Origin of the sequence: Lysobacter sp. GCM10012299, assembly GCF_042649405.1 — a bacterium.
GTDB lineage: Bacteria > Pseudomonadota > Gammaproteobacteria > Xanthomonadales > Xanthomonadaceae > Lysobacter_J.
In genome coordinates, this window is the sequence record NZ_JBHRZC010000003.1 from 584,936 (window position 1) to 606,546 (window position 21,611).

Here is a 21,611-nt window from a genome sequence, read left to right on the forward strand (position 1 = left end):
CGAGGGTGGGATTCGAACCCCGGTCGCTACCGTGAAAGGGTAATGTCCCGCGCGCCGATATTCCGCCGATTCCCCGTGGGATCTTTCAGCTTATGCGACGCAGGGCCATTTGGGTCGCTTTCCCTTTCGCGCCGGTTCGGTGAGGATTCATCGCCATATAACTAGCCTGAAGCGACTGCCCTCATTGGCGGTCGAGTCCACATCCCCTGGAGTCCGCCATGTCGTCCCGTCCGTCTGCACGTCGCCTGCCTCGCCTTGCCGTCCTTGTGCTCAGCCTCAGTCTTGCCGTGACCGCGGTGGCGGGTCCGACCGAGGACCAGCGTGCCGTCGACGCGGTGCGGGTGCTCACGCAGATCCAGCAGATTCCCGAAGCCGGCATCCCCGACAAGCTGCTCGACGAGGCACGCGGCATTGTCGTCGTGCCCGATTCGCTCAAGGTCGGCCTGGTCCTCGGCGGCCGTCGCGGCCATGGCCTGCTGTCGGTGAAGAACCCCGACGGCACCTGGTCCAACCCCAGCTTCGTCAAGCTCACCGGCGGCAGCATCGGTTTCCAGGCCGGCGTGCAGTCGGCCGACATCGTGCTGGTGTTCCGCAGCGACCGCGGCCTGGATTCGATCGTCAACGGCAAGGTCACCCTCGGCGCCGATGCCGGCGTCGCCGCCGGTCCGGTCGGCCGCAACGCCTCCACCGCCACCGACGGCCAGCTCAAGGCCGAGATCTGGTCGTGGTCGCGCGCGCGTGGCCTGTTCGCGGGCATCGCCCTCGACGGCGCCGTGCTGTCGATCGACGACGCCGCCAACGAAGCGGTCTATGGCAACGACACCACGCCGCGGATGATCTTCGAGGGCCGCGCCAACGGCCAGCCGTCGACGGCGGTGGTCGACTTCCGTGATCGCCTCGAAGAAGCCAGCTCGATCGCGCGCACCGCACGCAGCAATGCCAGCGCCGACGCACGCGCCCGCGGTACCGCGCCGGCCTCTTCGGCGCGTCCGGCGGCTCCGGCGGCTCCCACCTCGCCAGCAGCGTCGGCCACCACCGCGCCGATACAGGCACCGCAAGCCGGCCCTGCGCAGGCCAAGCCGGGCCAGTTCGAGACCGTCGAAAGCCCGGTCAAGGCTGAACCGCTGCCCTGAACGGGTCGCCGGCGCTGATCCGGCGGGACTTCGCACACACCCGTAACAGCGTCGGCAACGGCGCTGGGGTATCCTGAGCATCCATTTCCTGCGGACAATCTCATGGGCGGTTTGAGTCTTTGGCACTGGCTGATCGTGCTGGTGATCGTGGTGCTGGTGTTCGGCACCAAGCGCCTGGGCAACGTCGGCAAGGACCTTGGCGAGGCCGTGAAGGGCTTCAAGAAGGGCATGCGCGACGAGGACGACAAGCCCGCCGCGCAGCTGCGCGATGATTCGCGCGACGCCGGGCAGCAGTCCAGCGATACGGCCAACAAGCAAGACGACCGCACGCCGCGCTGACGCGGCGTGTCCTGACCTGCGTCGGTAGCCGGCCATGTTCGATATCGGCTTTTCCGAGCTGTTCGTCATCGCGATCGTCGCCCTGCTCGTGCTGGGCCCCGAGCGGCTGCCCAAGGCAGCGCGCTTCGCCGGCCTGTGGGTGCGGCGCGCCCGCGCGCAGTGGCACTCGGTGAAGTCCGAGCTCGAGCACGAGCTGGCCGCCGAGGAGCTCAAGCGCAACCTGCGCGAAACCGAGCAGACGCTGCGCGAGGCGCACGACGAGCTCAAGTCCGGCCTGGACGTAGCGCGCGACCGCCTCCAGCGCGAGGGCGATGCCCTGCGCCGCGGCGTCGACGAGATCGATGCGGAGTTGCGCGCGCCGGCCTCCTCGCCCAGCGACGCGGCCGAGAGCACCGAAGCACCGGCCTTGCCCGAGGGCGACGCCGGTCTTGATGCACCCACGCAACAACTCCCGTTCCCGGCCGCGGACGACGTGGCCAAGCGCCAATGAATCAAGATCCCGCACACGCGCAAGCCGACCATGACGCCGGCGCCGAGCCGCGCCTGATCGACCACCTGATCGAGCTGCGCGCGCGCCTGCTGCGCTCCGTGGTGGGCCTGATTGCGGTGTTCCTGGTGCTGATGCCGTTCTCGGCCGACATCTACGGCCTGCTGGCGGCGCCGCTGCTGGCGAACCTGCCGGCAAGCGGGCAACTGGTCGCCAACGACCCGGCCGGCGGTTTCTTCGTGCCGGTCAAGCTGGCCTTCTTCGCCGCGCTGCTGATCTCGGTGCCGTGGCTGCTCTACCAGGCCTGGGCGTTCGTCGCTCCTGGCCTGTACCAGCGCGAGAAGCGCCTGGCCGTGCCGCTGCTGGTGTCGGCGGTGGCGCTGTTCTACATCGGCTGCGCGTTCGCCTTCTTCCTGGTGCTGCCGTCGGTGTTCGGCTTCCTCGCCAGGTTCACCCCGGATGTCGTGGCGATGATGCCCGACATCGGCAAGTACCTCGATTTCGTGCTGGTGATCTTCCTGGCGTTTGGTGCCAGCTTCGAGCTGCCGGTGGCGCTGGTGATCCTGGTGCTGCTGGGCTGGGTGACGCCGCAGCAGCTGCGGGATTCGCGCGGTTACGCGGTCGTCGGCGTGTTCGTGATCGCCGCGATCATCACCCCGCCCGACGTGGTCTCGCAGCTGATGCTGGCGATTCCGATGTGCGCGCTGTACGAGATCGGCATCGTCGCCGCGCGCTGGCTGGTCCCCCAGAAACCCGAAGCCGACCCCACCCCGTAGCCCGGGTAAGCGCAGCGCATCCGGGTTCCCGGCGAGGTCCCGGACCGCACAAAAAAGCCCCGCTTCCGCGGGGCTTCTTCGTCATCAGACCTCGATGCTGTCCAGGCTTGGCGGCACCGCCGCCACGCTCTCGTCGCCAAACGTGTCGCGCCACGCGTAGTAGCTGCCGGCCACCAGCACCACCAGCACGGCGGCGCCGTAGGCGATGTAGACCATCAGCACCAGCACCGCGGCGAACAGACCGCCGATCAGCGACAGCATTGCCGACACCAGCAGCAGCACCAGCGCGCTCAGCGCGACGCCGCAGATGAACAACAGCGCGGCCAGCGCGTTGGCACCGACATTGGAGACCGATGCGCGCAGGCTGTCCTTGACCGCCGCCGACAGGCCGGCGCCGGCGAACAGCATCAGCGGCACCGAGAACAGCATGATCGCGTAGCTGAAGTAGTTGAACAGCAGCTGCGCGGCCATCAGCAGGCCCGGATGGTCGGGCTGCGGCATCACCGGGACCGAGCCGCTCATCGCGCCGCGCACGGCGGCCAGGTAGCTGGTCCAGTAGTCGCTGCCGGCGAGCAGGCCGACCAGCGCGCCGCCGACGATCGCCAGCCCGATCTGGATCAGGCCCATCAAGGCCAGCGTGCCCGCCTTCTTCTGCCGGATCGGCGCGAACAGGTCGCGCGCGCGCACCGGTCGCCCGGCTTCGGCCTCGCGCACGACATGCATCAGGCCGCCGAGCAGGATGGGCAGCAGGAACACCATCCCGATGAAGACCGCCGAGATCGCCGGGATGATCTGCATCATGTCCGGCTGGCCGGAACGGGCCAGCAGCGCCACCGGCACCACCAGGACCAGGCCGACGCCGTACAGCGTGCAGATGAACAGCAAGGCGGCGCCGAATACCGCCCGTGGGTTGCGCCGGCCGACGTTGATGGCCTGGACGAACCAGGCCAAACCCTGGCGCACCGGCACTTTGCGAATCTGCGTCATCGCTGGTTCCATTCTCGAAAGTTGTAGATGTATCGGTGCCGCGGTCTTCAGAACCGCAAGCAAAGCTAATGATCGTGCAGGCCGCGCGCATGCCGGACGAACCGGCGCAGCACTCGCCGCGCATGCGGTGTCGCGCTGACATCGCGCGCCATCGTCTTCGCGCAGCGGCCTTCGCGCTGCAGCGCGTCCTGGCGGGCCTGGACGTAGCCGCGCATGTGGGTGGCGCTGAACTCCGGATGGAACTGCACGCCCCAGGTGCGCTCGCCCCAGCGGAAGGCATGGCAATCGTCCTGCGACGAGCGGGCCAGCACGGTCGCGCCTTCGGGCGCGCGCAGCACGGTCTGCAGGTGCGTGGCCTGTGCGGCGAACTGCGCCGGCAGGCCGGTGAACAGCGGGTCGTGCTCGGCGTGCGGGTGCAGCTCCAGGCCAATCGTTCCCATCTCGCGTCCGGCCGGGTTGTCGCCGACCTCGCCGCCGAGCGCGTGCGCGAGCAGCTGGTGGCCGTAGCAGATGCCGAACAGCGGCATTCCCGCTTCGGCGGCGTCGCGCAGCCACTGCGCACTGCGCTCGCTCCAGTCGCGGCGCTCGGTCACCATCGCCGCCGACCCGGTGATGATGGTGCCGGCGAAACCTTCCCGGCCCGGCAGCGCCTGGCCGCCTTCGACATTGACCACCACCGCCTCGTCGGCCTCGAGGCCGGCGGCGACGCGGATCCAATGGGGAAAGCCGCGATGGCGGCGCATCGAGGCAACGGGCTGGCCGGTTTCGACGATCAGGAATGGCCGCTTGTGGCGATGGGTCACGGTGCAGACAACATAGGCAAGGGTGGAACGACGACATCCGGCGACAGGCAACAAGCGCCTGGGCGCAGGCCGGAAGGGCAAAAAAACCAGCGGCATCAAGGCCCGTGGCTATACTAGCGCGCTTTGCAGCACGCCAATCGGGAACCATGGCCGCACCTACCTTCCAGCAGCTCATCCAGCGACTGAACGCCTTCTGGGCGGACCAGGGCTGCGTGCTGATCCAGCCGCTCGACCTGGAGGTCGGCGCCGGCACGTTCCACCCGGCCACGTTCCTGCGTTCGCTCGGCCCGGAGCCGTGGAATGCGGCCTACGTGCAGCCCTGCCGCCGCCCCACCGACGGCCGCTACGGCGAGAACCCGAACCGCCTGCAGCGCTACTACCAGTACCAGGTGGCGATGAAGCCCAGCCCCGACAACATCGTCGAGCTGTACTTCGACTCGCTCAAGGCGCTCGGCGTGGACCCACTGGTGCATGACCTGCGCCTGGTCGAGGACAACTGGGAATCGCCGACCCTCGGCGCCTGGGGCCTGGGCTGGGAAGTCTGGCTCAACGGCATGGAAGTGACGCAGTTCACGTATTTCCAGCAGGCTGGCGGCATGGAATGCCGTCCGGTGCTGGGCGAGATCACCTACGGTCTCGAGCGCCTGTGCATGTACCTGCAGAACGTCGACAACGTCTTCGACCTGATCTGGACGCATGGGCCGGACGGAACGCCGGTGACCTACGGCGACGTCTACCACCAGAACGAAGTCGAGCAGAGCGCCTACAACTTCGAGCACGCCGACGTTGCCGAACTGTTCCACCGTTTCGACGCGTGCGAGGCCGAAGCGCAGAAGCTGATCGAACTGGGCCTGCCGCTGCCGGCCTACGACCAGGTCTGCAAGGCCAGCCACAGTTTCAACCTGCTCGATGCGCGTCGCGCGATCAGCGTGACCGAACGCCAGCGCTACATCCTGCGCGTGCGCCGCATCGCCCAGGGCGTGGCCGAGGCCTATTACGCGCAGCGCGAGAAGCTTGGCTTCCCGGTGTTGAAGAAGACGCAGCAGCCTGCGTGAGAAGAACGAGAAACGTGACGACATGAAACCGCTGCTGATCGAACTGGGTACCGAAGAACTTCCCGTCAAGGCGTTGCCGGGCCTGGCCCAGGCCTTCTTCGACGGCGTCATCGATGGCCTGCGCAAGCGCGGCGTCGCCTTCGCCCGTGGTGAATCCAAGCCGCTGTACACGCCGCGCCGCCTGGCCGTGCTGCTGCCCGGCGTCGCCGACGAGCAGCCGGAGCAGAAATCCGAAGTGCTCGGCCCGTACCTCAACATCGCGCTCGATGCCGACGGCCAGCCGACCAAGGCCCTGCAGGGCTTCGCGGCCAAGGCCGGCATCGACTGGACCGCGCTGGAGAAGACCAGCGACGGCAAGGGCGAGCGCTTCGTCCACCGCGCGGTGAAGCCGGGCGCGCGCACCGCCGACCTGCTGCCGGAGATCCTGCGCGAAGCAGTCGCGGCGATGCCGATCCCCAAGCCGATGCGCTGGGGCGACCACGACTACGGTTTTGCCCGCCCGGTGCACTGGCTGGTGCTGCTGCACGGCAAGGACGTGGTCGATGCGCAGCTCTTTGGCGTGAGCAGCGACCGCATGAGCCGCGGCCATCGCTTCATGCACGACAAGCCGGTGTGGTTCAGCACGCCGGGCGACTACGTTGAGTTCCTTCGTGGCGCCAAGGTGCTGGCCGATCCGGACGAGCGCCGCGAGCGCATCGTGCTGGAGGTGAATGCCGCAGCGACCGCGGCCGGCGGCAGCGCGCGCATCGACAGCGGCATCCTCGAGGAGGTCAACGGCCTCACCGAGTGGCCCAAGGCGGTCTCGTGCAGTTTCGAGCGGCAGTTCCTGGCGGTGCCGCAGGAAGCGCTGATCGCGACCATGGAAACCAACCAGAAGTTCTTCCCGGTGCTCGATGCCGAAGGCAAGCTCAGCGAGCACTTCATCGGCATCGCCAACATCGAGTCGCGCGACGAGGGCGAAGTGCGCAAGGGCTACGAGCGCGTGATCCGCCCGCGCTTCGCCGACGCCAAGTTCTTCTTCGTCGAGGACATGAAGCAGGGCCTGTCGGCGATGAACGACGGCCTGAAGACGGTGAAGTACCAGGACAAGCTGGGCTCGATCGCCGACAAGGTCGCGCGCGTGGCGACGCTGGCCGAAATGGTGGCCGCGCAGGTGGGTATCGACCCGCAGCAGGCACGCGAGGCCGCGCTGCTGGCCAAGGCCGACCTGCAGTCGCGCCTGGTCGGCGAGTTCCCGGAACTGCAGGGCATTGCCGGCCGTTACTACGCTGCGGTCGAGAACCATCCGCTGGAAGTCGCGCACGCGCTCGACGAGGCCTACATGCCGCGTTTCGCCGGTGATGCGATCGCGCCGAGCCCGCTGGGCCAGGTCCTCGCCATTGCCGAACGCCTGGACACGCTCGCCGGCGGTTTCGCCGCGGGGCTCAAGCCGACCGGCAACAAAGACCCGTTCGCACTGCGTCGCAATGCGCTGGGCCTGGCGCGCACGTTGCTCGAGGGCGGCCACGACGTGGTGCTCCACGATCTCGTCGAGCGCGCGCTGTCGTTGCAGCCGGTCGCTGGCAAGGACATCAGCAGCTTCGACATCACCAGCTTCGTCTACGACCGCCTGCGCGGTTATTACGCCGATCGCGGCGTGGCCAGCACGCAGTTCGACGCAGTCGAGAACGTCGCCCACGATTCGCTGCCGGACTTCGACCGTCGCCTCAACGCCATCGGCGAATTCGCCAAGCTGCCCGAGGCCGAGGCGCTGGCCGCGGCCAACAAGCGCATCCGCAACATCCTGCGCAAGGTCGAGGGCGAAGTGCCCGATGCGATCGACCCGGCGTTGTTCGTCGAACCGGCCGAGCGCGAGCTGGGCGAAGCGGTCGACAGCGCGGTGGCCGATACCGGTCCGCTGCTCGACGCACGCGATTACGTGGCCGTGCTCGGCCGCCTCGCGCGCCTGCGCCCGCAAGTCGATGCGTTCTTCGACGGCGTGATGGTGAACGTCGACGACGCGCGCATCCGCAACAACCGCCTCGCCCTGCTCAAGCGCCTTTCGGAGCGACTGGGCAGCGTGGCCGCGATCGAACACCTGTCGATGTAAACCGTGGCCGCGGCTGCAGTGCCGCGGCCGGCTCACGGATTGTTCACTGGCTGATGGATGAAGCCCGGTTATCCTGCATTGATGCGCCCCCATTACTGGCCCGCCCGCCTGTTGGCCACCGCCGTGTTGACGATCGCCGCAGCCGGGTCCGCCCAGGCGGCGAAGGTCACGGCGGTCGACATCCGTGGCCTGGGCGAGGCGGAAACACTGAACGTGCGGGGCGCGCTGTCGCTGGTGCAGGCGATCGGCAAGGACCTGTCCGGGCGTCGCCTGGGCTACCTGGTCCGCGAGGCCGATGACGAGACGCGCGAGGCGCTGGAACCGTTCGGCTATTACTCGCCGAAGATCGAAGTCACGCGCGAAGGCAGTGGCGACAACACCAAGGTGATCGTCACTGTCACGCTGGAAGAACCGGTGCGCGTGCGCCGCGCCGACATCGCCATCATCGGCGAGGGCAGCGAAGACCGATACCTGAAGGAAGACCTGGCGGCGTTCCGGCCACAGACCGGCGACATCTTCGACCACGCGCAGTACGAAGCGAGCAAGACCAAGATCACCCGCCGCCTGGCCGAGCGCGGTTACTTCGATGCCGACTTCACCTCGCGCCGGGTCGAAGTCACGCGTGCGCAGCACGCTGCCGACATCGACCTGGTCTGGACCAGCGGCGGCCGCTACGACATGGGCCCGATCACCTTCGTGCAGACGCCGCAGCAGATCATCCGCAACAGCCTGCTCGAGAACCTCGTCTACTGGGAACAGGGCAGCTACTACCACCAGGGCAAGCTCGACCGCTTCCGCGAATCGCTGGCGCGGCTGGACTACTTCTCTTCCATCGAGATCGAGCCCGACCCGGACAAAGCGGTCGATAACGAAGTGCCGGTGCTGGTGACCCTGACGCCCGCCAAGCGCACCGTCTACACCGCCGGTGTCAGCTACGGCACCGACAGCGGCGCGGGTGTGCGACTGGGCATGGAGCGCCGTTACGTCAACGACCGCGGCCACAAGGCACTGGGCCAGATCGACTGGACCGAAACGCGCAAGACCGCGACGGTGCAGTACCGCATCCCTGCCTTCGCCTGGCTCGACGGCTGGTACACCTTCAGCGCCCAGTACTACGACGAACAGAGCGACTACATCGACACGCGCAAGGTCGAACTGGTCGCCAGCCGCAGCGGCCAGATCAACCGGCGCCTCAATGCGATCGCCTCGATCCACGCACTGCGCGAGCGCTGGGCCTACGTCGCCGACGACGATGGCGACGTCAACACGCCGGTGCAGTACCGCAACGCCACGTTCCTGTATCCGTCGCTGCGCGCGGACTACATCGATGCCGACGACCGCATCTTCCCGCGCAAGGCGATCGGCCTGACGGTGGAGGTGCGCGGCGGGCTGGAGGGCGTGGGCTCCGATGCCAACTTCCTGCAGACCTGGGCCGTGGGCCGCTGGTACCACGGCATGGGCGCGAGCAACCGCCTGATCGTGCGCGCCGAAGCCGGCGGCACGTTCACCAATGCGCTGGTCGACATGCCGCCGAGCCTACGCTTCTTCGCCGGTGGCGACCGCAGCATCCGCGGTTACGCCTATCGCGAAGTCGGGCCGAGCACCATTGGCAGCGACGGCAAGAAGTACGCCCTGGGCGCGAAGAACGTGCTCACCGGCTCGGTCGAGTTCGAGCATTACTTCAACGACACCTGGGGCGCGGCCGGCTTCGTCGACGCCGGCGATGCCTTCGACGACACGCCCGACATCCACACCGGCGTAGGCTTCGGCGTGCGCTGGAAATCGCCGGTGGGGCCGGTGCGGTTCGACATCGCACACGGCCTGAACGACCCGGACTCGCAGTACGAGATCTACCTCAACATCGGCGCAGACTGGTGAGGTGGTCATGAGCGAACAGACACCGCAAGGCTCCAGCCCGACGCCTCCCGACCCGCACGAGGAGCGCATCGCCGAACTGCGCCAGCGCCGCCGCGCGCGCCTGCGCTGGCTGGCGATCCGCGCGAGCCTGCTCGCCGGCGTGCTGACGCTGGCGCTGGCCGCGTTCGTCTACTGGCTGCTGACCTCGATCGGCGGTCGCGACCTGCTGCTGGCGCAGATCGTGTCGCGCCTGCCGGAGAACGCGGCGCTGTCGTGGCGCTCGGTCGACGGCCCGTTGTCGGGCCCGCTGACGATGAATGGCGTGCGCTTCACCTATGACCGCATCGTCTTCACCGCAGACCGCGTGCACCTGGATCCGGCGATCCGCCCTTTGATCCGCAAGCGCCTGCGCCTGGACGCGTTGCAGATCGCCAACGCACACCTCGAGCTGCCCAGGAGCGACGAGCCGTTCGAGATGCCGCGCTGGCCGGAAGTGCTGCCCGAGATCGCGCCGCCGCTGGAGCTGCAGGCCGATGACGTGCGCGTCGACCGCTTCCTCGTCTCGCAGGAAGGCAAGGAGCTGATCAACATCCGCACCCTGCGCACCGGCCTGGATGCACAGCAGGGCAAGCTGCATGTCGAACGCCTGTACCTCGACAGCAGCTACGGCCGCTTCAACCTCAACGGCGACTACGTACCGCGCGAGGACTACCGCACCAACCTCACCGCGAGCGGTCTGCTCGCCGCCGCCAATGGCCGCACGCCGGCGCGCATCGGCCTGGTCGCGCGCGGCGACCTGTCGCGGATGAACGTCGCCATCGCCGGCCACGTGCCGGCGCCGCTGCATGCGAGCCTGGTGCTGCGCGGCAAGGACGACCCGCGCTGGAATGTCGTCGTGGACGCCGAAGGCCTCGACCTGGGCCTGGTCACGGCTGCGGAAAAGAGCGACGACGACCAGTTGCTGTTCGGCAGCTTCAGCGCCGACGGCATCGGCGGCAACGCCAACCTGCGCGGCGAGTTCCGCCAGGGCGACCTGGTCGCGACCGTGCTGCCGTCGAAGGTGCGCCTGGAGGACCAGGTGCTCGATGTACAACCGCTCGCGCTGCGCGTGTTCGATGGCGCGGTGACGCTGCGCGGCCATGCCGATTTCAAGGATCCGGAGAACGCCAGCTTCCGCTTTGCAGTGAATGCGCGCGAGCTGAAATGGGGCGGCGAGAAAAGCACGACGCAGACGGCCGGCGGAGCGCCGGAAGCGTCGCCGATGATCGGTGCCGATGCCGACCTCGGTTTCGCCGGCACGCTCAAGGCCTGGGCGGCGATCGGTAACGCCACGCTCAGTCGCGATGGCGAGAAGGCACTGGTGCAGTTCGACGGCCGCGGCAACGACGAGCGCATGCAGCTCAAGACGCTCAAGGCCACCATGCCCAGCGGCAGCCTCGACGGCACTGGCAGCGTGGCCTGGGCGCCGGCACTGGGCTGGGACATCAATGCCCGCCTCGCCGGATTCGACCCGGGTTACTTCGCGCCGGACTGGAAGGGCTCGATCAACGGCCAGCTGGCGACCAAGGGCAACACGCGCGACGACGGCGGGCTCGAGGTCGGTGTCGACGCGACCAACCTCGGCGGTCGTCTGCGCAACCGGCCGCTGAAGGGACAGGGCCGCTTCGCCATGCACGGCGCCGGCACCGCCGGCGGCGAGACCGCGTACGAAGGCGATGTCGCGCTGTCGCTCGGCGGCAGCCGCATCGACGCCAAGGGCAAGGTCGCCAGCAATCTCGATATCGATGCGAAGTTCTCCCCGCTGGTGCTGAGCGACCTGTTGCCGGACGGCGCCGGCTCGCTGCGCGGCACGCTCAAGCTCAGTGGCCCGCGCACGGCGCCGGACGTGGTCGCCGACCTCACCGGCAGCGGCCTCAAGTACGGCGACTACCGCGCGGATTCGTTGAGCGCCAAGGGACGGCTGCCGTGGCAGCGCGGCAACGGTGCGATTGCGGTGCGCGCCAGCGGTCTCGATGTCGGCGTGCCGGTGTCCTCGCTGACGGTCGATGCGCGCGGTGCGGTAGAAGCGCTGCAGCTGCAGGCACAGGCGCGCGGTGACATCGGCACGCTCGAGTTGGCTGGCAACGCCAACAAGCGCGGCACGACGTGGGAAGGCGCGTTGGCCTCCTTCCACCTGGCCCCGGCCAAGGGCGCCTCGTGGCGCCTGCAGCAGGCGGCACGCTTCCGCTGGGACGGCCGCAACGGTGCGTTGAGCAACAGCTGCTTCACCTCCAGCGGCGGCGGCTCGCTGTGCGCCAGCGCGGACTGGCCGCGGCGCGGCCTCGATGTGCGCGGCCAGGCACTGCCCCTGACGCTGCTGGTGCCGTACCTGCCCGAGCGCGAGGAACGCCGGCCGTGGCTGCTGCGCGGCGAGATCTCGCTCGATGGCCAGCTGCGCCCGGTCGGCAATGCCTGGCGCGGCCAGTTCAACCTGCGCTCGGCCGGCGGTGGCCTGAAGAACAGCGAGCGCTCACGCCGCGAGATGCTGAGCTACGACAACCTCCTGCTCAATGCGACGTTCGACCCCAGGAAGATCAATGCCGAGCTGAGCACCGCGTTCAACAGCGGCGGCCACATCGATGCGCGCATCTCCACCGGCTGGGACGACTTCGCGCCGATCGCCGGCGAGGTGTCGGTCAACACCGACGAGCTGGTGTGGATGGAGCTGTTCTCGCCCGACATCGTCGAGCCCAAGGGCCGCCTCGATGCACGCATCACGCTGGCCGGCACGCGTGCGCGCCCGCAGCTCGGCGGCCAGGCACATCTGTCGCAGTTCACCACCGAGCTGCCCTCGCTCGCGATCGTGCTGGAGGACGGCGACGTCCGCCTCAACGCCCTGCCCGACGGCAGCGCGCGCATCGACGGCCAGGTGCGCTCGGGCGAAGGCATCCTCAATGTGGACGGTTCGCTCAACTGGCAGAACATGGATGCCCCGCTGGCGCTGAACCTGCGTGGGCAGAACGTGCTGGTGTCGGACACGCGCGACCTGCATGCCGTGGCCAGCCCCGACATCCAGGTGCGCTACGCCGCCGGGCAACCGCTGCAGGTCACCGGGACGGTGACCGTGCCGTCGGCGAAGATCGACCTGGAGCGACTCGACCAGGGCGTGTCGGCATCGCCCGATGTCGTCGTGCTCGACCCCGAGGACCCCGAAGACACCGGCGACACGCCGCTCGAACTCGACCTGACCCTGGCACTGGGCGACGACGTGCGCCTCAACGGCTTCGGTCTCGACGGCAGCCTCGGCGGCAAGATGCGCGTGCGCTCGCACCCCGGTCGCGAGATGACCGCGAGTGGCCAGCTCAAGGTGCAGGGCCAGTACAAGGCGTACGGGCAGAAGCTCGACATCACCCGCGGTGAGCTGTCGTGGTCCAACGGCCCGGTCTCCGACCCGATCCTCAACGTTCGCGCCGAGCGCGTCGTCGGCGATGTCACCGCCGGCGTCGACATCCGCGGCCGCGCCAGCGCGCCGACCGCGACCGTCTGGTCGGACCCGGCCAGTTCGCAGTCCGAGGCATTGGCCTACCTGACCCTCGGCCGCCCGCTGGCCAGTGCGAGCACCGACGAAAGCAAGCAGCTCAATGCGGCCAGCGCGGCGTTGTCGGCCGGTGGCAGCCTGATCGCTTCGCAGCTGGGCGCCAAGCTCGGCCTCGACGAGGCCGGCGTCAGCGACAGCCGCGCGCTCGGCGGCAGCGTGCTCGGCATCGGCAAGAACATCTCGCCGCGCCTGTATGTCGGTTATGGCGTGTCGCTGCTCGGCACCGGCCAGGTGGTGATGCTCAAGTACCTGCTGCGCAAGGGCTTCGACGTGCAGATCGAATCGAGCACGCTGGAGAACCGGGCGTCCTTGAACTGGCGCAAGGAGAAGTAGCGCGTCGTGCTAGCCTGCCCGCTCCCCGGGGAGGACGACGATGCGCTCGACACTGCTGGCAATGCTTCTGCTCGCTCCGATGACGACGGCACTGGCCGGCACACCGCTGCCCGACGGCCCGCACCTGGTGGTCACCGGCGAGGGAAAGGTCTCGGCCAAGCCCGATACCGCGCGCATCCGCTTCGATTTCTCCAAGCGCGCTGCACGGCCGCTGCCTGCCAAGCAGCAGGTCGATGCGGCGGTAAATGCGCTGCTGGATGGCCTGCACAACTTCCCGATCAGTGCCGACAAGGTGCGGGCTTCCGACCTGTCGGCATCGGAAGACATCGACTACAACGACAACGGCAAGCCGGTGTCGAACGGATTCCTTGCCGAGCGCAACGTGACCGTGGTGCTCAACGACCTGACCCGCCTCAACGAGCTGCTGGACTTCGGCCTGGGTGCCGGCGCAAGCGGCATCGGCGACGTCGACTTCGAATCGAGCCAGGCCAAGGCGCTTCGCGACGATGCCAAGCGCAAGGCGGTCGACGACGCCCGCCTGCGTGCCGGCGAACTGGCCACCTCGTTCAGCGCGCAGCTGGGCCCGGTTTACAGCATCAACAGCTTGTCGGCGCAGTTGCAGCAAGGCTACAACTACGGCGGGTCCACCACGCTCGACCGGATCGAAGTGACCGGCACCCGCATCCAGGGCCGCTACCTGCAGCCCGAAGTCGAGTACCGCGAGTCGATCCAGGCAGTGTTCGAACTGAAGCGCTGAGATCAATCGTCTGGAATCCGGAACCATGGCCATCATCCTGCAGACCGAACGGCTCAACCTGCGCGAGATCACCGAGCCCGACGCGCCCTTCATCCTCGAACTGCTAACCGACCCGTCGTTCCTGCAGAACATCGGCGACCGCGGCGTCAGCGACCTCGACAGCGCGCTCAACTACATCCGCACCAGCCCGGGCGACAGCTACGCACGCAACGGTTACGGACTGTGGCTGGTGGAACTGAAGGACTCGCATGTTCCGGTCGGCACCTGCGGCCTGATCCGCCGCGACACGTTGCCAGCCGCCGACATCGGCTACGCATTCCTGCCCCGCTACTGGGGCCGCGGCTACGCGGTGGAAGCCTGCGCAGCCGTGCGCGACCATGCACTGCGCACGCTGGCGATGCCGCAACTGCTGGCGATCGTGTCGCCGGACAACCAGGCGTCGATCAAGGTGCTCGAGCGCATCGGCCTGAGCTTCCGCGAGATGGTGCGGCTGGGCGCGGATGCGGAGCAGCTGAAGTTGTTCGAATTGGACGCGTGACGCTTTGACTGACATCACCGGGATACTGGTCTCGGTTACGGTGCTGGCCGCCGTCGCCGTGCTGGCGCTTGGGTATCGCCAATCGGGGAAGGACGGGTTCCAGCGCCAGTTCGAAGCCACTGCCTTCGAAACGTCTGCCGGCCCCCTGCGCGGTGCCGAGGCGACCCGGGTGGCGTTCGGGCAAAGCAACGGTGGCGCGGCCTGATCCAATGGCAGGGGCGCGCGGTTGCAGTGGATGCCTATGATCGCGCCGTCCCCCAACGCAAGGAGTCGCCCATGCCCCTGATGAGCCTGGTGTTCGCCGCCGCAACCGCCACGGCCGCAGTGCCGCCTGCCACGTACTCGCCTGCCGCGATCGAACCGTCCACCCGCGCTGCGCTCGAGGCGACCTGCTTCGACTACGTCGACGGCCAGCTGGAAGGCGATCCCGCGCGCGTCGCCCGATCGCTGCACCCGGACCTCGCCAAGCGTCGCGTGCTCGGTGATACGCCCGATGAGCGCCTTGGCCTGCGCCGGATGAGCAAGGAAGAACTGGTCGAACTGACCAGGCAGGGCGCGCTGAAGACGCCGAAAAATCAGTGGAACCGGTCGTGCACCGTGCTGGATGTCGCCGGCAATGCCGCCGTGGTGCGCGCGGAGACACCTTGGTTCGTGGACTTCTTCCACATGGGCAAGTTCGGCGACCGCTGGATCATCGTCAACGCGCTGTGGTACCAGAAGCCGCGGTAGCGCGGAACGTAGCTAGTCGACCTCGATGCGCACGTCCGCGAACCAGAGCTGCTGCCAGCGCAGTGGTTTGTCTTCTGCGCTGAGCAGTCGCGGTTGCGCGAGCTGCTCCGGCGCAAAACCAGAGGCGTCATCGATGGTGCGCACGTTGAGCGCAGCGAACAGGCGCTCTTCGCTGCGGTAAGTCGCCATCACCAGCACGCCGCAATGGGCACAGACCAGGAACTCGGCCTGGTCGGAACCCTGGCGGTAGTGCACGGCGGCGTCGCGACCATGCTGCTGCAGGCGCAGGCTTCCCGCAGGATCAGTCAGCCAGGCCGCGCCGTGCTTGCGGCAGAAATCGCAATCGCAGGCGCGAGGCGCGTAGTCGCTGGCGGCGCGGGTGAGCGTCGCCTGCATGACCAGCCTACGGCAATGGCAACTGGCATGGACGACGTGCGCGGTCATGGCGCCAACCGGAAGTGCTGGCCCTGCAGCCGTGGCTTGCCGTCGACGACGTCGGTCCAGACCACGTAGGCACCGTCGTCGCCGAGTGCCAGCTGGGCGAAGCCGGTGGCGCGGCCGCGCCCTTGCAGGCGCGCGACTTCGACGCGCTGCAGTTCGCGTCCGAGGTTGGTCACGTAGCGCGCGAGGTGCAGCGACTGCACGCCGGCATCTTCGCGCAGCCAGAGCACCCAGGCGTTGTTGCCGTCGATGGCGAGGTCGACGCGTCCCTGCACCGGCATGCCCTGGTCGACCGTCAGCGGCGCGGCAAAGTGGTCGCCGGCATCGTTGCTGCGCGCCAGCTTCAGCGCGGGCATGTCGGCTGCGGCGGTGTACCAGGCCACCAGTGCGGCATCGCCGTCGGCGGCAACGGAGGGGCCGTTAACCGGGCACGCCGGCATCTTCCAGCCATCGGCATGGACCGGGTGCGGCGGCGTCCAGGCGTTGTCCTGCAGACGGGTGATGGCGATGTCGCGGATCTCTTCGGGCGTGCGATCGCGATAGACCAGCAGCGGCCCGCGGCTGCCGAGGGCGACGTCGGTCTGGCAGCAATCGCATGTCATCGTGTCGAGCTCGCGTTCACCGTCGCGCTTGAGCGCTGCGTCGAACAGCGAGGCGCGCAAGGTCATCGCACCGCCGTGGCCTTCGTGGCCACCATGGCCATGGCCGCCGCCGCTGTTGCGGCCGTCGAGCCAGGCGATACCGATGCGATCGCGCGACGCCGGCCAGAGCGACACGAAGCCGTGTTCCGTCGGCGTGCCGTCGTCGTTGACCAGCACCGGCTGCGACCACGTGCGTCCGTCGTCACCGCTGCGAACGAGTGCAACGTCATAGGCGTAGGGCGCCTTGGCCGACTTCTTCAGCCAGTGCGCCCATAGAGCGCCGTCCGGCGTCACGGCGACGTGCGGCGTGTCGGCCCAGTTGACGAACCAGTCGTTGCCGCGCGCGATCACTTTCGTATCGCCCCACGCGCCCTGTCCGTAACGCGCGAACTTGAGCGCGTGCTGGTCGCCTTCGCCCTCGACCCAGGCCAGCACGAGCGAACCGTCGGGCGCGCGCACCAGATCCGGTTGCGCGGCCAGGTCCAGGCCCGACGGCAGCGACCACGGCTCGGCCACGGCCTGCGTGGCCACGGCCGGCGGAGCCGGCGTGGGCGTGGGCGCGCCGGTTTCGGCGGAGGGGGCGCTGGTGGGGGCCGCGCGGTCGCAGGCGACCGGCAGCAGCAGCAACAGCGGGACAAGGAGGGCAGGCTTGATCGGGGCGCGCTTCATCGCGCAAGCCTAGCGCGCTCTTCACGCCGAAGGGATGCCTGCCGTCAGAACTTGCCGTTGCCGTTCTTCCACTGCTCCCGCGGCGGGATCGCCTCGATCGTGTCCCAATGCTCGGCGATCTTGCCGTCCTCGATCCGCCACAGGTCGTAGAAGGCGACGTGCTGGCTGCCGATCTGGCCCTCGCTGACCGAAAGGATGAAGTTGCCTTCGCCGAGGATGCGATGGACGCGCTCGTACTTCATCGCCCTGCCCTGCTGGGCCATCGCATAGAGCGCGGCGCCCAGCGCCGACAGGCCATTGGCGATGTGCGGGTTGTGCTGGATGTAACGGTCGCCGTCGAAGTAACCCGACAGCCGTTCCATCCGCCCGTGGATGAGGATGTCCTCGATGAAGGCGCGCACCAGCGTCTTGTTGGCCGCGGTCTTGTCGAGATCGACCACGAGCAGCGTGCCGTCGATCATGGTGTGGCCGCTGGGGTTCGGCGAATCCGGACGCTCCTGCAGGTTGTCCCAGTGCTCCACGATCTTGCCCTGGTCGAAGCGGAAGATGTCGAAACCGATCTTCGGCCCGAAGAAGTCGTAGTCGGTGTGGGCGAAGACGAAGTCGCCGTCCTGGAACACGCGCACGGTGTTGACCCTGGCGCTGCCCTTCGGCAGTTGCTGCAGCAATTCGCCGAAACCGGCCAGGCCGTCGCCGACCGCGAGGTTGTGCTGCACGTAACGGCTGGGATGGATGTAGCCTACAGGCTGGGCCTCGCCTGTCTCGATGCTTTTCAGCAGCAGCGCCACCTGCGCCTTGGGCGACATGGTCATGCGGGTTTCACTCGTTCGGTGAGGTTGGTGGTCATTTTCCGCAGGGGGCCTATGATTCACAGGTCAATGGACGACAGCCTGCTGTGAATTTCGGACATCTTGGGATGCGGAACCGGCAAAGCGACAGCATCATGCGCGTCGCGTACCAGCCGCCTGGCGAGTACGGGCTGGACGTGGAGATTTTCACGGTGGCCGACTTGCGCGGCCGCGTCGACGAGGCGCACTTCGGCGTCACCCAGCGCATCGGCTTCCACATGCTGATCTGCGTGACCGACGGACGCTTCGACTACACCGTGGACTTCACCGTGGTTCCGTGCCGGCCCGGTTCGCTGCTCGCGCTGCGGCCGGAGCAGGCGCTGCATTTCAACATGCAGGCCAGATGGGACGGCTGGGTGGTGATCTTCCGCCCCGAGTTCCTGGCGCCGTTGCAGACCAGCGTGCGGATCGACGAACTCAAGGCGCACTCAAGCCTGCAGGCGCTGCCAAACCACATGGCGCTGGAGGGGGACGAGTATCGCGCGGTGCTCGACACGATCGTCCGGATGCACGCCGATTCGGCGTCGGGATGGGCGAGCGATGAAGTGCATCCGTTGCTGCGCCACCAGTTGTACTCGCTGCTGCTGCGGCTGCACCTGAGCCACGGCCGGCAGGCATCGCAGTCAGGCGCTTCGGTGGCCAGCCTGCAGCGCTTTCGCCGGTTCCAGCAGATGCTCGAATCCAACTACGCCCAGCACCACCTGGTCGCCGCCTATGCCAAGGCGCTGGGATGCTCGGAGCGCAGCCTGACGCGCGCGACGCTGGAGGTGGCCGGCGTGCAGGCCAAGGCATTCATCGCCGCGCGCATCAACCTGGAGGCCAAGCGCCTGCTCGCGCAGACCGCGCTGCCCATCGCCACCATTGCCGGGCAGCTTGGCTTCGACGACGTGGCCAACTTCATCAAGTTCTTCAAGCGCGACGCCGGCTGCGCGCCGGGCGAGTTCCGGCGCGAGCATTCGTCGTGAGGTCAGGTCACGCTGATATCAGGCGACGCGGGCGCGGCGGGCGCGCGTCAGGTGCACCAGCAGCAACGAGATCGCTGCCGGCGTCATGCCCGGAATGCGCTGCGCCTGGCCGATGGTCTGCGGCCGCACGCGCTCGAGCTTGCCCTGCACTTCCGCCGACAGGCCACGCACGGCGGCGTAGTCGAAGTCGTCCGGAATGGCGGTGGTTTCGTGGCGCTGCTGGCGCGCGATTTCCTCGCGCTGGCGATCGAGGTAACCGGCGTACTTGACGCCGATTTCGACCTGCTCGGAGACCTCGGCGTCGTCCACCGCAGGCCCCAGCGACGGCACCTGCATCAACTTGGCGTAATCGAGTTCGGGGCGCTTGAGCAGGTCCAGGGCACTGGTCTCGCGGCTGATCTCGATGCCGAGCACGGCCATGGCCTCGCGGCCCAGGGCATTGCCAGGCGCCGCCCAGACCGCGCCGAGGCGCGTGTTCTCGCGGGCGACGGCTTCGCGCTTGGCCTCGAAACGGGCGAAGCGGGCGTCGTCGACCAGGCCCAGTTCGCGCCCGACCGGCGTCAGTCGCGCGTCGGCGTTGTCCTCGCGCAACTGCAGGCGGTACTCGGCGCGCGAGGTGAACATGCGGTACGGCTCGCTGGTGCCGTGGGTGATCAGGTCGTCGACCAGCACGCCGAGGTAGGCCTCGTCGCGGCGCGGCGACCAGCCCTCGAGGCCGCGGGTGAAGCGCGCGGCGTTGACGCCGGCGAGCAGGCCCTGCGCGGCGGCTTCCTCGTAGCCGGTGGTGCCGTTGATCTGGCCGGCGAAGAACAGGCCCGACATCGCCTTGGTTTCCAGCGTCGACTTCAGGCCGCGCGGATCGAAGAAGTCGTACTCGATCGCATAGCCCGGACGCGTGATGTGCGCGTTCTCGAAACCGCGGATCGAACGCACCAGCGCCAGCTGCACGTCGAACGGCAGCGAGGTGGAGATGCCGTTGGGGTAGATCTCCGCGACGTCGAGGCCTTCAGGCTCGACGAAGATCTGGTGGCTGGGCTTCTCGGCGAAGCGCACCACCTTGTCCTCGATCGAGGGGCAGTAGCGCGGGCCGATGCCTTCGATCTGGCCGGTGTACAGCGGCGAGCGGTCGAGCGCGCCGCGGATGATCTCGTGGGTCTGCTCGCTGGTGTGGGTGATCCAGCACGAGACCTGGCGCGGATGGTCGGCGTGGCTGCCCATGAAGGACATCACCGGGCGCGGATCGTCGCCGGGCTGCTCTTCCATCACCGAGTAGTCGAGCGTGCGTCCGTCGATGCGCGGCGGCGTGCCGGTCTTGAGCCGGTCGACCACGAACGGGCCTTCGCGCAGGCGCGCGGCCAGGGCGACGGCGGGCGGATCGCCGGCACGGCCGGCGGCATAGGTGGTCTGCCCGACGTGGACCTTGCCGGCGAGGAAGGTGCCCGCGGTCAGCACCACGGCCGGTGCTTCGAAGCGCAGCCCGGTCTGGGTGATGGCACCGGCGACGCGGCCGTCGGCGAAGACGATGTCGTCGACTGCGGCCTGGAACAGGGTGAGGTTCGGCTGGCTCTCGACCGCGCGGCGGATGAAGGCGCGGTACAGCGCGCGGTCGGCCTGGCAGCGGGTCGCGCGCACGGCCGGGCCCTTGCTCGCATTGAGCCGGCGCCACTGGATGCCGGCGGCATCGGCGGCGCGCGCCATGACGCCACCGAGTGCATCGATTTCCTTGACCAGGTGTCCCTTGCCGATGCCACCGATGGCCGGGTTGCAGCTCATCGCGCCGACGGTTTCCACCGAATGCGTGAGCAGCAGCGTGCGTGCGCCGGCGCGGGCAGACGCGAGCGCGGCTTCGGTGCCGGCATGGCCGCCGCCGATCACGATCACGTCGTACTGGTAGAAGGTCTGGCTCATCGGTTCCTGGGGATCTAGCCGGCGTATCGGGTTTGGCGACGCTGGCGAATTTTAGGCCACCGCGGTTTGCCCTGCCGGTCAGTCTGAATGCCACGTGAAACTTGGCACGGTTCCTGCTTTGTACTTATTGCACCCAGCGGGGCAGGCGCTCAACGCCGGCCGGATTTGGAACAGGGGCTGGCCAAGCGCTCGCGGGGGAAGCCGGGGGGCCGAATGTCGGGGGACGTTCGGCCCCTCTTTTTTTTGGCTGCGCCTGCAAAAAACCCAAAGTTTGCGGTGCAAACCTTGGGCCCCGAGGGCTGAGCCTCCAATCCCTGCGGCTGCCGCCGCGCCCCCTTACTAAGGGGGCTGCCGATTCTGTTGGGTTGTCCAGGCGGCTATCGCCGCGCTCGACGCATTCCTGGAACTTGTCCTCTCAAACGTCGCGACCCCGCCTGGGCGGGGTCGGGAGGGACGTTTGCGCGCTTCCGCGCATGGCGCGGTGGGCGGTATGGGCGCCGACGCCCGACGGGGACGGAACAGGGGGGATCCGTGGTTCCTCGCCGGGCGCCGACATGGAAATCTGGGCCGCTTTGCGATTTACGTCCAAAAGCGACGCAATCGGTCAATAGGCGCAGATTGCCGTCAGTCGCGGCGCGACGCAAGCGGAAAAATGTGAATTGCGGCCAGCTTGCGCAAC

The 21,611-nt window shown here is 68.2% G+C and carries 19 protein-coding genes; 13 read left to right on the forward strand and 6 right to left on the reverse strand.

Annotation, left to right across the window (positions count from 1 at the left end; translation table 11 throughout):
• Nucleotides 1-245: 245 nt before the first annotated feature.
• The 4 genes from ACFOPO_RS10600 to tatC all read left to right on the forward strand — a co-directional run bounded on the left by ACFOPO_RS10600 (nucleotide 246) and on the right by tatC (nucleotide 2,735).
• Nucleotides 246-1,133: a lipid-binding SYLF domain-containing protein gene (locus ACFOPO_RS10600; protein WP_386703307.1), complete on the forward strand. Its 888-nt coding sequence runs from the start codon at nucleotides 246-248 to the stop codon at nucleotides 1,131-1,133.
• A gap of 102 nt (nucleotides 1,134-1,235) precedes the next feature.
• Complete coding sequence (gene tatA / locus ACFOPO_RS10605; protein WP_386703161.1) at nucleotides 1,236-1,472, forward strand: Sec-independent protein translocase subunit TatA; 237 nt, start codon at nucleotides 1,236-1,238, stop codon at nucleotides 1,470-1,472.
• A gap of 34 nt (nucleotides 1,473-1,506) precedes the next feature.
• Entirely contained in the window at nucleotides 1,507-1,962 is a 456-nt protein-coding gene (gene tatB, locus ACFOPO_RS10610) for a Sec-independent protein translocase protein TatB (protein WP_386703162.1), read from the forward strand.
• Nucleotides 1,959-2,735, forward strand: coding sequence for a twin-arginine translocase subunit TatC (gene tatC, locus ACFOPO_RS10615; RefSeq protein WP_386703163.1), 777 nt, complete (start codon nucleotides 1,959-1,961; stop codon nucleotides 2,733-2,735). Before tatB ends, tatC begins: the two co-directional genes overlap by 4 nt.
• An 84-nt stretch (nucleotides 2,736-2,819) precedes the next feature.
• On the opposite strand, the gene ACFOPO_RS10620 is transcribed toward tatC, so the two are convergent.
• The gene (locus ACFOPO_RS10620; protein ID WP_386703164.1) at nucleotides 2,820-3,722 is read right to left on the reverse strand and encodes a hypothetical protein; all 903 of its coding nucleotides are present in this window, start codon (nucleotides 3,720-3,722) and stop codon (nucleotides 2,820-2,822) included.
• A gap of 65 nt (nucleotides 3,723-3,787) precedes the next feature.
• Complete coding sequence (locus ACFOPO_RS10625; RefSeq protein WP_386703165.1) at nucleotides 3,788-4,525, reverse strand: glutamine amidotransferase; 738 nt, start codon at nucleotides 4,523-4,525, stop codon at nucleotides 3,788-3,790.
• 146 nt (nucleotides 4,526-4,671) lie between these two features.
• Between ACFOPO_RS10625 and glyQ the strand changes: the two genes are divergently transcribed.
• The 8 genes from glyQ (at nucleotide 4,672) to ACFOPO_RS10665 (ending at nucleotide 15,460) form a co-directional block, all read left to right on the forward strand.
• The gene (gene glyQ, locus ACFOPO_RS10630) at nucleotides 4,672-5,580 is read left to right on the forward strand and encodes a glycine--tRNA ligase subunit alpha (protein WP_386703166.1); all 909 of its coding nucleotides are present in this window, start codon (nucleotides 4,672-4,674) and stop codon (nucleotides 5,578-5,580) included.
• 22 nt (nucleotides 5,581-5,602) lie between these two features.
• Nucleotides 5,603-7,669, forward strand: coding sequence for a glycine--tRNA ligase subunit beta (gene glyS, locus ACFOPO_RS10635; protein ID WP_386703167.1), 2,067 nt, complete (start codon nucleotides 5,603-5,605; stop codon nucleotides 7,667-7,669).
• Between the two features lie 81 nt (nucleotides 7,670-7,750).
• A complete protein-coding gene (locus ACFOPO_RS10640; RefSeq protein ID WP_386703308.1) occupies nucleotides 7,751-9,547 on the forward strand; it encodes an autotransporter assembly complex family protein in 1,797 nt (598 codons plus the stop codon).
• A 7-nt stretch (nucleotides 9,548-9,554) separates the two neighbouring features.
• A complete protein-coding gene (locus tag ACFOPO_RS10645; RefSeq protein WP_386703168.1) occupies nucleotides 9,555-13,436 on the forward strand; it encodes a translocation/assembly module TamB domain-containing protein in 3,882 nt (1,293 codons plus the stop codon).
• 40 nt (nucleotides 13,437-13,476) lie between these two features.
• On the forward strand, nucleotides 13,477-14,193 hold the full coding sequence (locus ACFOPO_RS10650) for an SIMPL domain-containing protein (RefSeq protein WP_386703169.1): 717 nt from the start codon (nucleotides 13,477-13,479) through the stop codon (nucleotides 14,191-14,193).
• 25 nt (nucleotides 14,194-14,218) lie between these two features.
• Nucleotides 14,219-14,731 (forward strand): GNAT family N-acetyltransferase, encoded by a 513-nt coding sequence (locus ACFOPO_RS10655; protein WP_386703170.1) that lies wholly within the window; start codon nucleotides 14,219-14,221, stop codon nucleotides 14,729-14,731.
• 4 nt (nucleotides 14,732-14,735) lie between these two features.
• Nucleotides 14,736-14,936, forward strand: coding sequence for a hypothetical protein (locus ACFOPO_RS10660; protein ID WP_386703171.1), 201 nt, complete (start codon nucleotides 14,736-14,738; stop codon nucleotides 14,934-14,936).
• Nucleotides 14,937-15,016: 80 nt separating this feature from the next.
• Nucleotides 15,017-15,460, forward strand: coding sequence for a nuclear transport factor 2 family protein (locus tag ACFOPO_RS10665; RefSeq protein WP_386703309.1), 444 nt, complete (start codon nucleotides 15,017-15,019; stop codon nucleotides 15,458-15,460).
• A 12-nt stretch (nucleotides 15,461-15,472) separates the two neighbouring features.
• On the opposite strand, the gene ACFOPO_RS10670 is transcribed toward ACFOPO_RS10665, so the two are convergent.
• The 3 genes from ACFOPO_RS10670 to ACFOPO_RS10680 are packed head-to-tail and all read right to left on the reverse strand — an operon-like array spanning nucleotide 15,473 to nucleotide 18,023.
• Complete coding sequence (locus ACFOPO_RS10670; protein ID WP_386703172.1) at nucleotides 15,473-15,904, reverse strand: GFA family protein; 432 nt, start codon at nucleotides 15,902-15,904, stop codon at nucleotides 15,473-15,475.
• Nucleotides 15,901-17,211 carry a sialidase family protein gene (locus ACFOPO_RS10675; RefSeq protein ID WP_386703173.1) on the reverse strand — a complete coding sequence of 437 codons (1,311 nt, stop codon included), beginning with the start codon at nucleotides 17,209-17,211 and terminating at the stop codon, nucleotides 15,901-15,903. The genes ACFOPO_RS10670 and ACFOPO_RS10675 overlap by 4 nt, the downstream gene beginning before the upstream one ends.
• 44 nt (nucleotides 17,212-17,255) lie before the next feature.
• Nucleotides 17,256-18,023 (reverse strand): hypothetical protein, encoded by a 768-nt coding sequence (locus tag ACFOPO_RS10680; RefSeq protein WP_386703174.1) that lies wholly within the window; start codon nucleotides 18,021-18,023, stop codon nucleotides 17,256-17,258.
• Between the two features lie 131 nt (nucleotides 18,024-18,154).
• Between ACFOPO_RS10680 and ACFOPO_RS10685 the strand changes: the two genes are divergently transcribed.
• On the forward strand, nucleotides 18,155-19,024 hold the full coding sequence (locus tag ACFOPO_RS10685; protein WP_386703175.1) for a helix-turn-helix domain-containing protein: 870 nt from the start codon (nucleotides 18,155-18,157) through the stop codon (nucleotides 19,022-19,024).
• An 18-nt stretch (nucleotides 19,025-19,042) separates the two neighbouring features.
• Here the strand turns inward: ACFOPO_RS10685 and mnmG are convergent, their stop codons facing one another.
• Nucleotides 19,043-20,932, reverse strand: coding sequence for a tRNA uridine-5-carboxymethylaminomethyl(34) synthesis enzyme MnmG (gene mnmG / locus ACFOPO_RS10690; RefSeq protein ID WP_386703176.1), 1,890 nt, complete (start codon nucleotides 20,930-20,932; stop codon nucleotides 19,043-19,045).
• Nucleotides 20,933-21,611: the final 679 nt, after the last annotated feature.

Coding starts and splice junctions, on each gene's coding strand:
- tatA (WP_386703161.1), top strand. CDS start 1,236: ATGGGCGGTTTGAGTCTTTGGCACTGGCTGATCGTGCTGGTGATCGTG.
- tatB (WP_386703162.1), top strand. CDS start 1,507: ATGTTCGATATCGGCTTTTCCGAGCTGTTCGTCATCGCGATCGTCGCC.
- tatC (WP_386703163.1), top strand. CDS start 1,959: ATGAATCAAGATCCCGCACACGCGCAAGCCGACCATGACGCCGGCGCC.
- ACFOPO_RS10620 (WP_386703164.1), bottom strand. CDS start 3,722: ATGACGCAGATTCGCAAAGTGCCGGTGCGCCAGGGTTTGGCCTGGTTC.
- glyQ (WP_386703166.1), top strand. CDS start 4,672: ATGGCCGCACCTACCTTCCAGCAGCTCATCCAGCGACTGAACGCCTTC.
- glyS (WP_386703167.1), top strand. CDS start 5,603: ATGAAACCGCTGCTGATCGAACTGGGTACCGAAGAACTTCCCGTCAAG.
- ACFOPO_RS10640 (WP_386703308.1), top strand. CDS start 7,751: ATGCGCCCCCATTACTGGCCCGCCCGCCTGTTGGCCACCGCCGTGTTG.
- ACFOPO_RS10645 (WP_386703168.1), top strand. CDS start 9,555: ATGAGCGAACAGACACCGCAAGGCTCCAGCCCGACGCCTCCCGACCCG.
- ACFOPO_RS10650 (WP_386703169.1), top strand. CDS start 13,477: ATGCGCTCGACACTGCTGGCAATGCTTCTGCTCGCTCCGATGACGACG.
- ACFOPO_RS10655 (WP_386703170.1), top strand. CDS start 14,219: ATGGCCATCATCCTGCAGACCGAACGGCTCAACCTGCGCGAGATCACC.
- ACFOPO_RS10665 (WP_386703309.1), top strand. CDS start 15,017: ATGAGCCTGGTGTTCGCCGCCGCAACCGCCACGGCCGCAGTGCCGCCT.
- ACFOPO_RS10670 (WP_386703172.1), bottom strand. CDS start 15,904: ATGACCGCGCACGTCGTCCATGCCAGTTGCCATTGCCGTAGGCTGGTC.
- ACFOPO_RS10675 (WP_386703173.1), bottom strand. CDS start 17,211: ATGAAGCGCGCCCCGATCAAGCCTGCCCTCCTTGTCCCGCTGTTGCTG.
- ACFOPO_RS10680 (WP_386703174.1), bottom strand. CDS start 18,023: ATGACCATGTCGCCCAAGGCGCAGGTGGCGCTGCTGCTGAAAAGCATC.
- ACFOPO_RS10685 (WP_386703175.1), top strand. CDS start 18,155: ATGCGCGTCGCGTACCAGCCGCCTGGCGAGTACGGGCTGGACGTGGAG.
- mnmG (WP_386703176.1), bottom strand. CDS start 20,932: ATGAGCCAGACCTTCTACCAGTACGACGTGATCGTGATCGGCGGCGGC.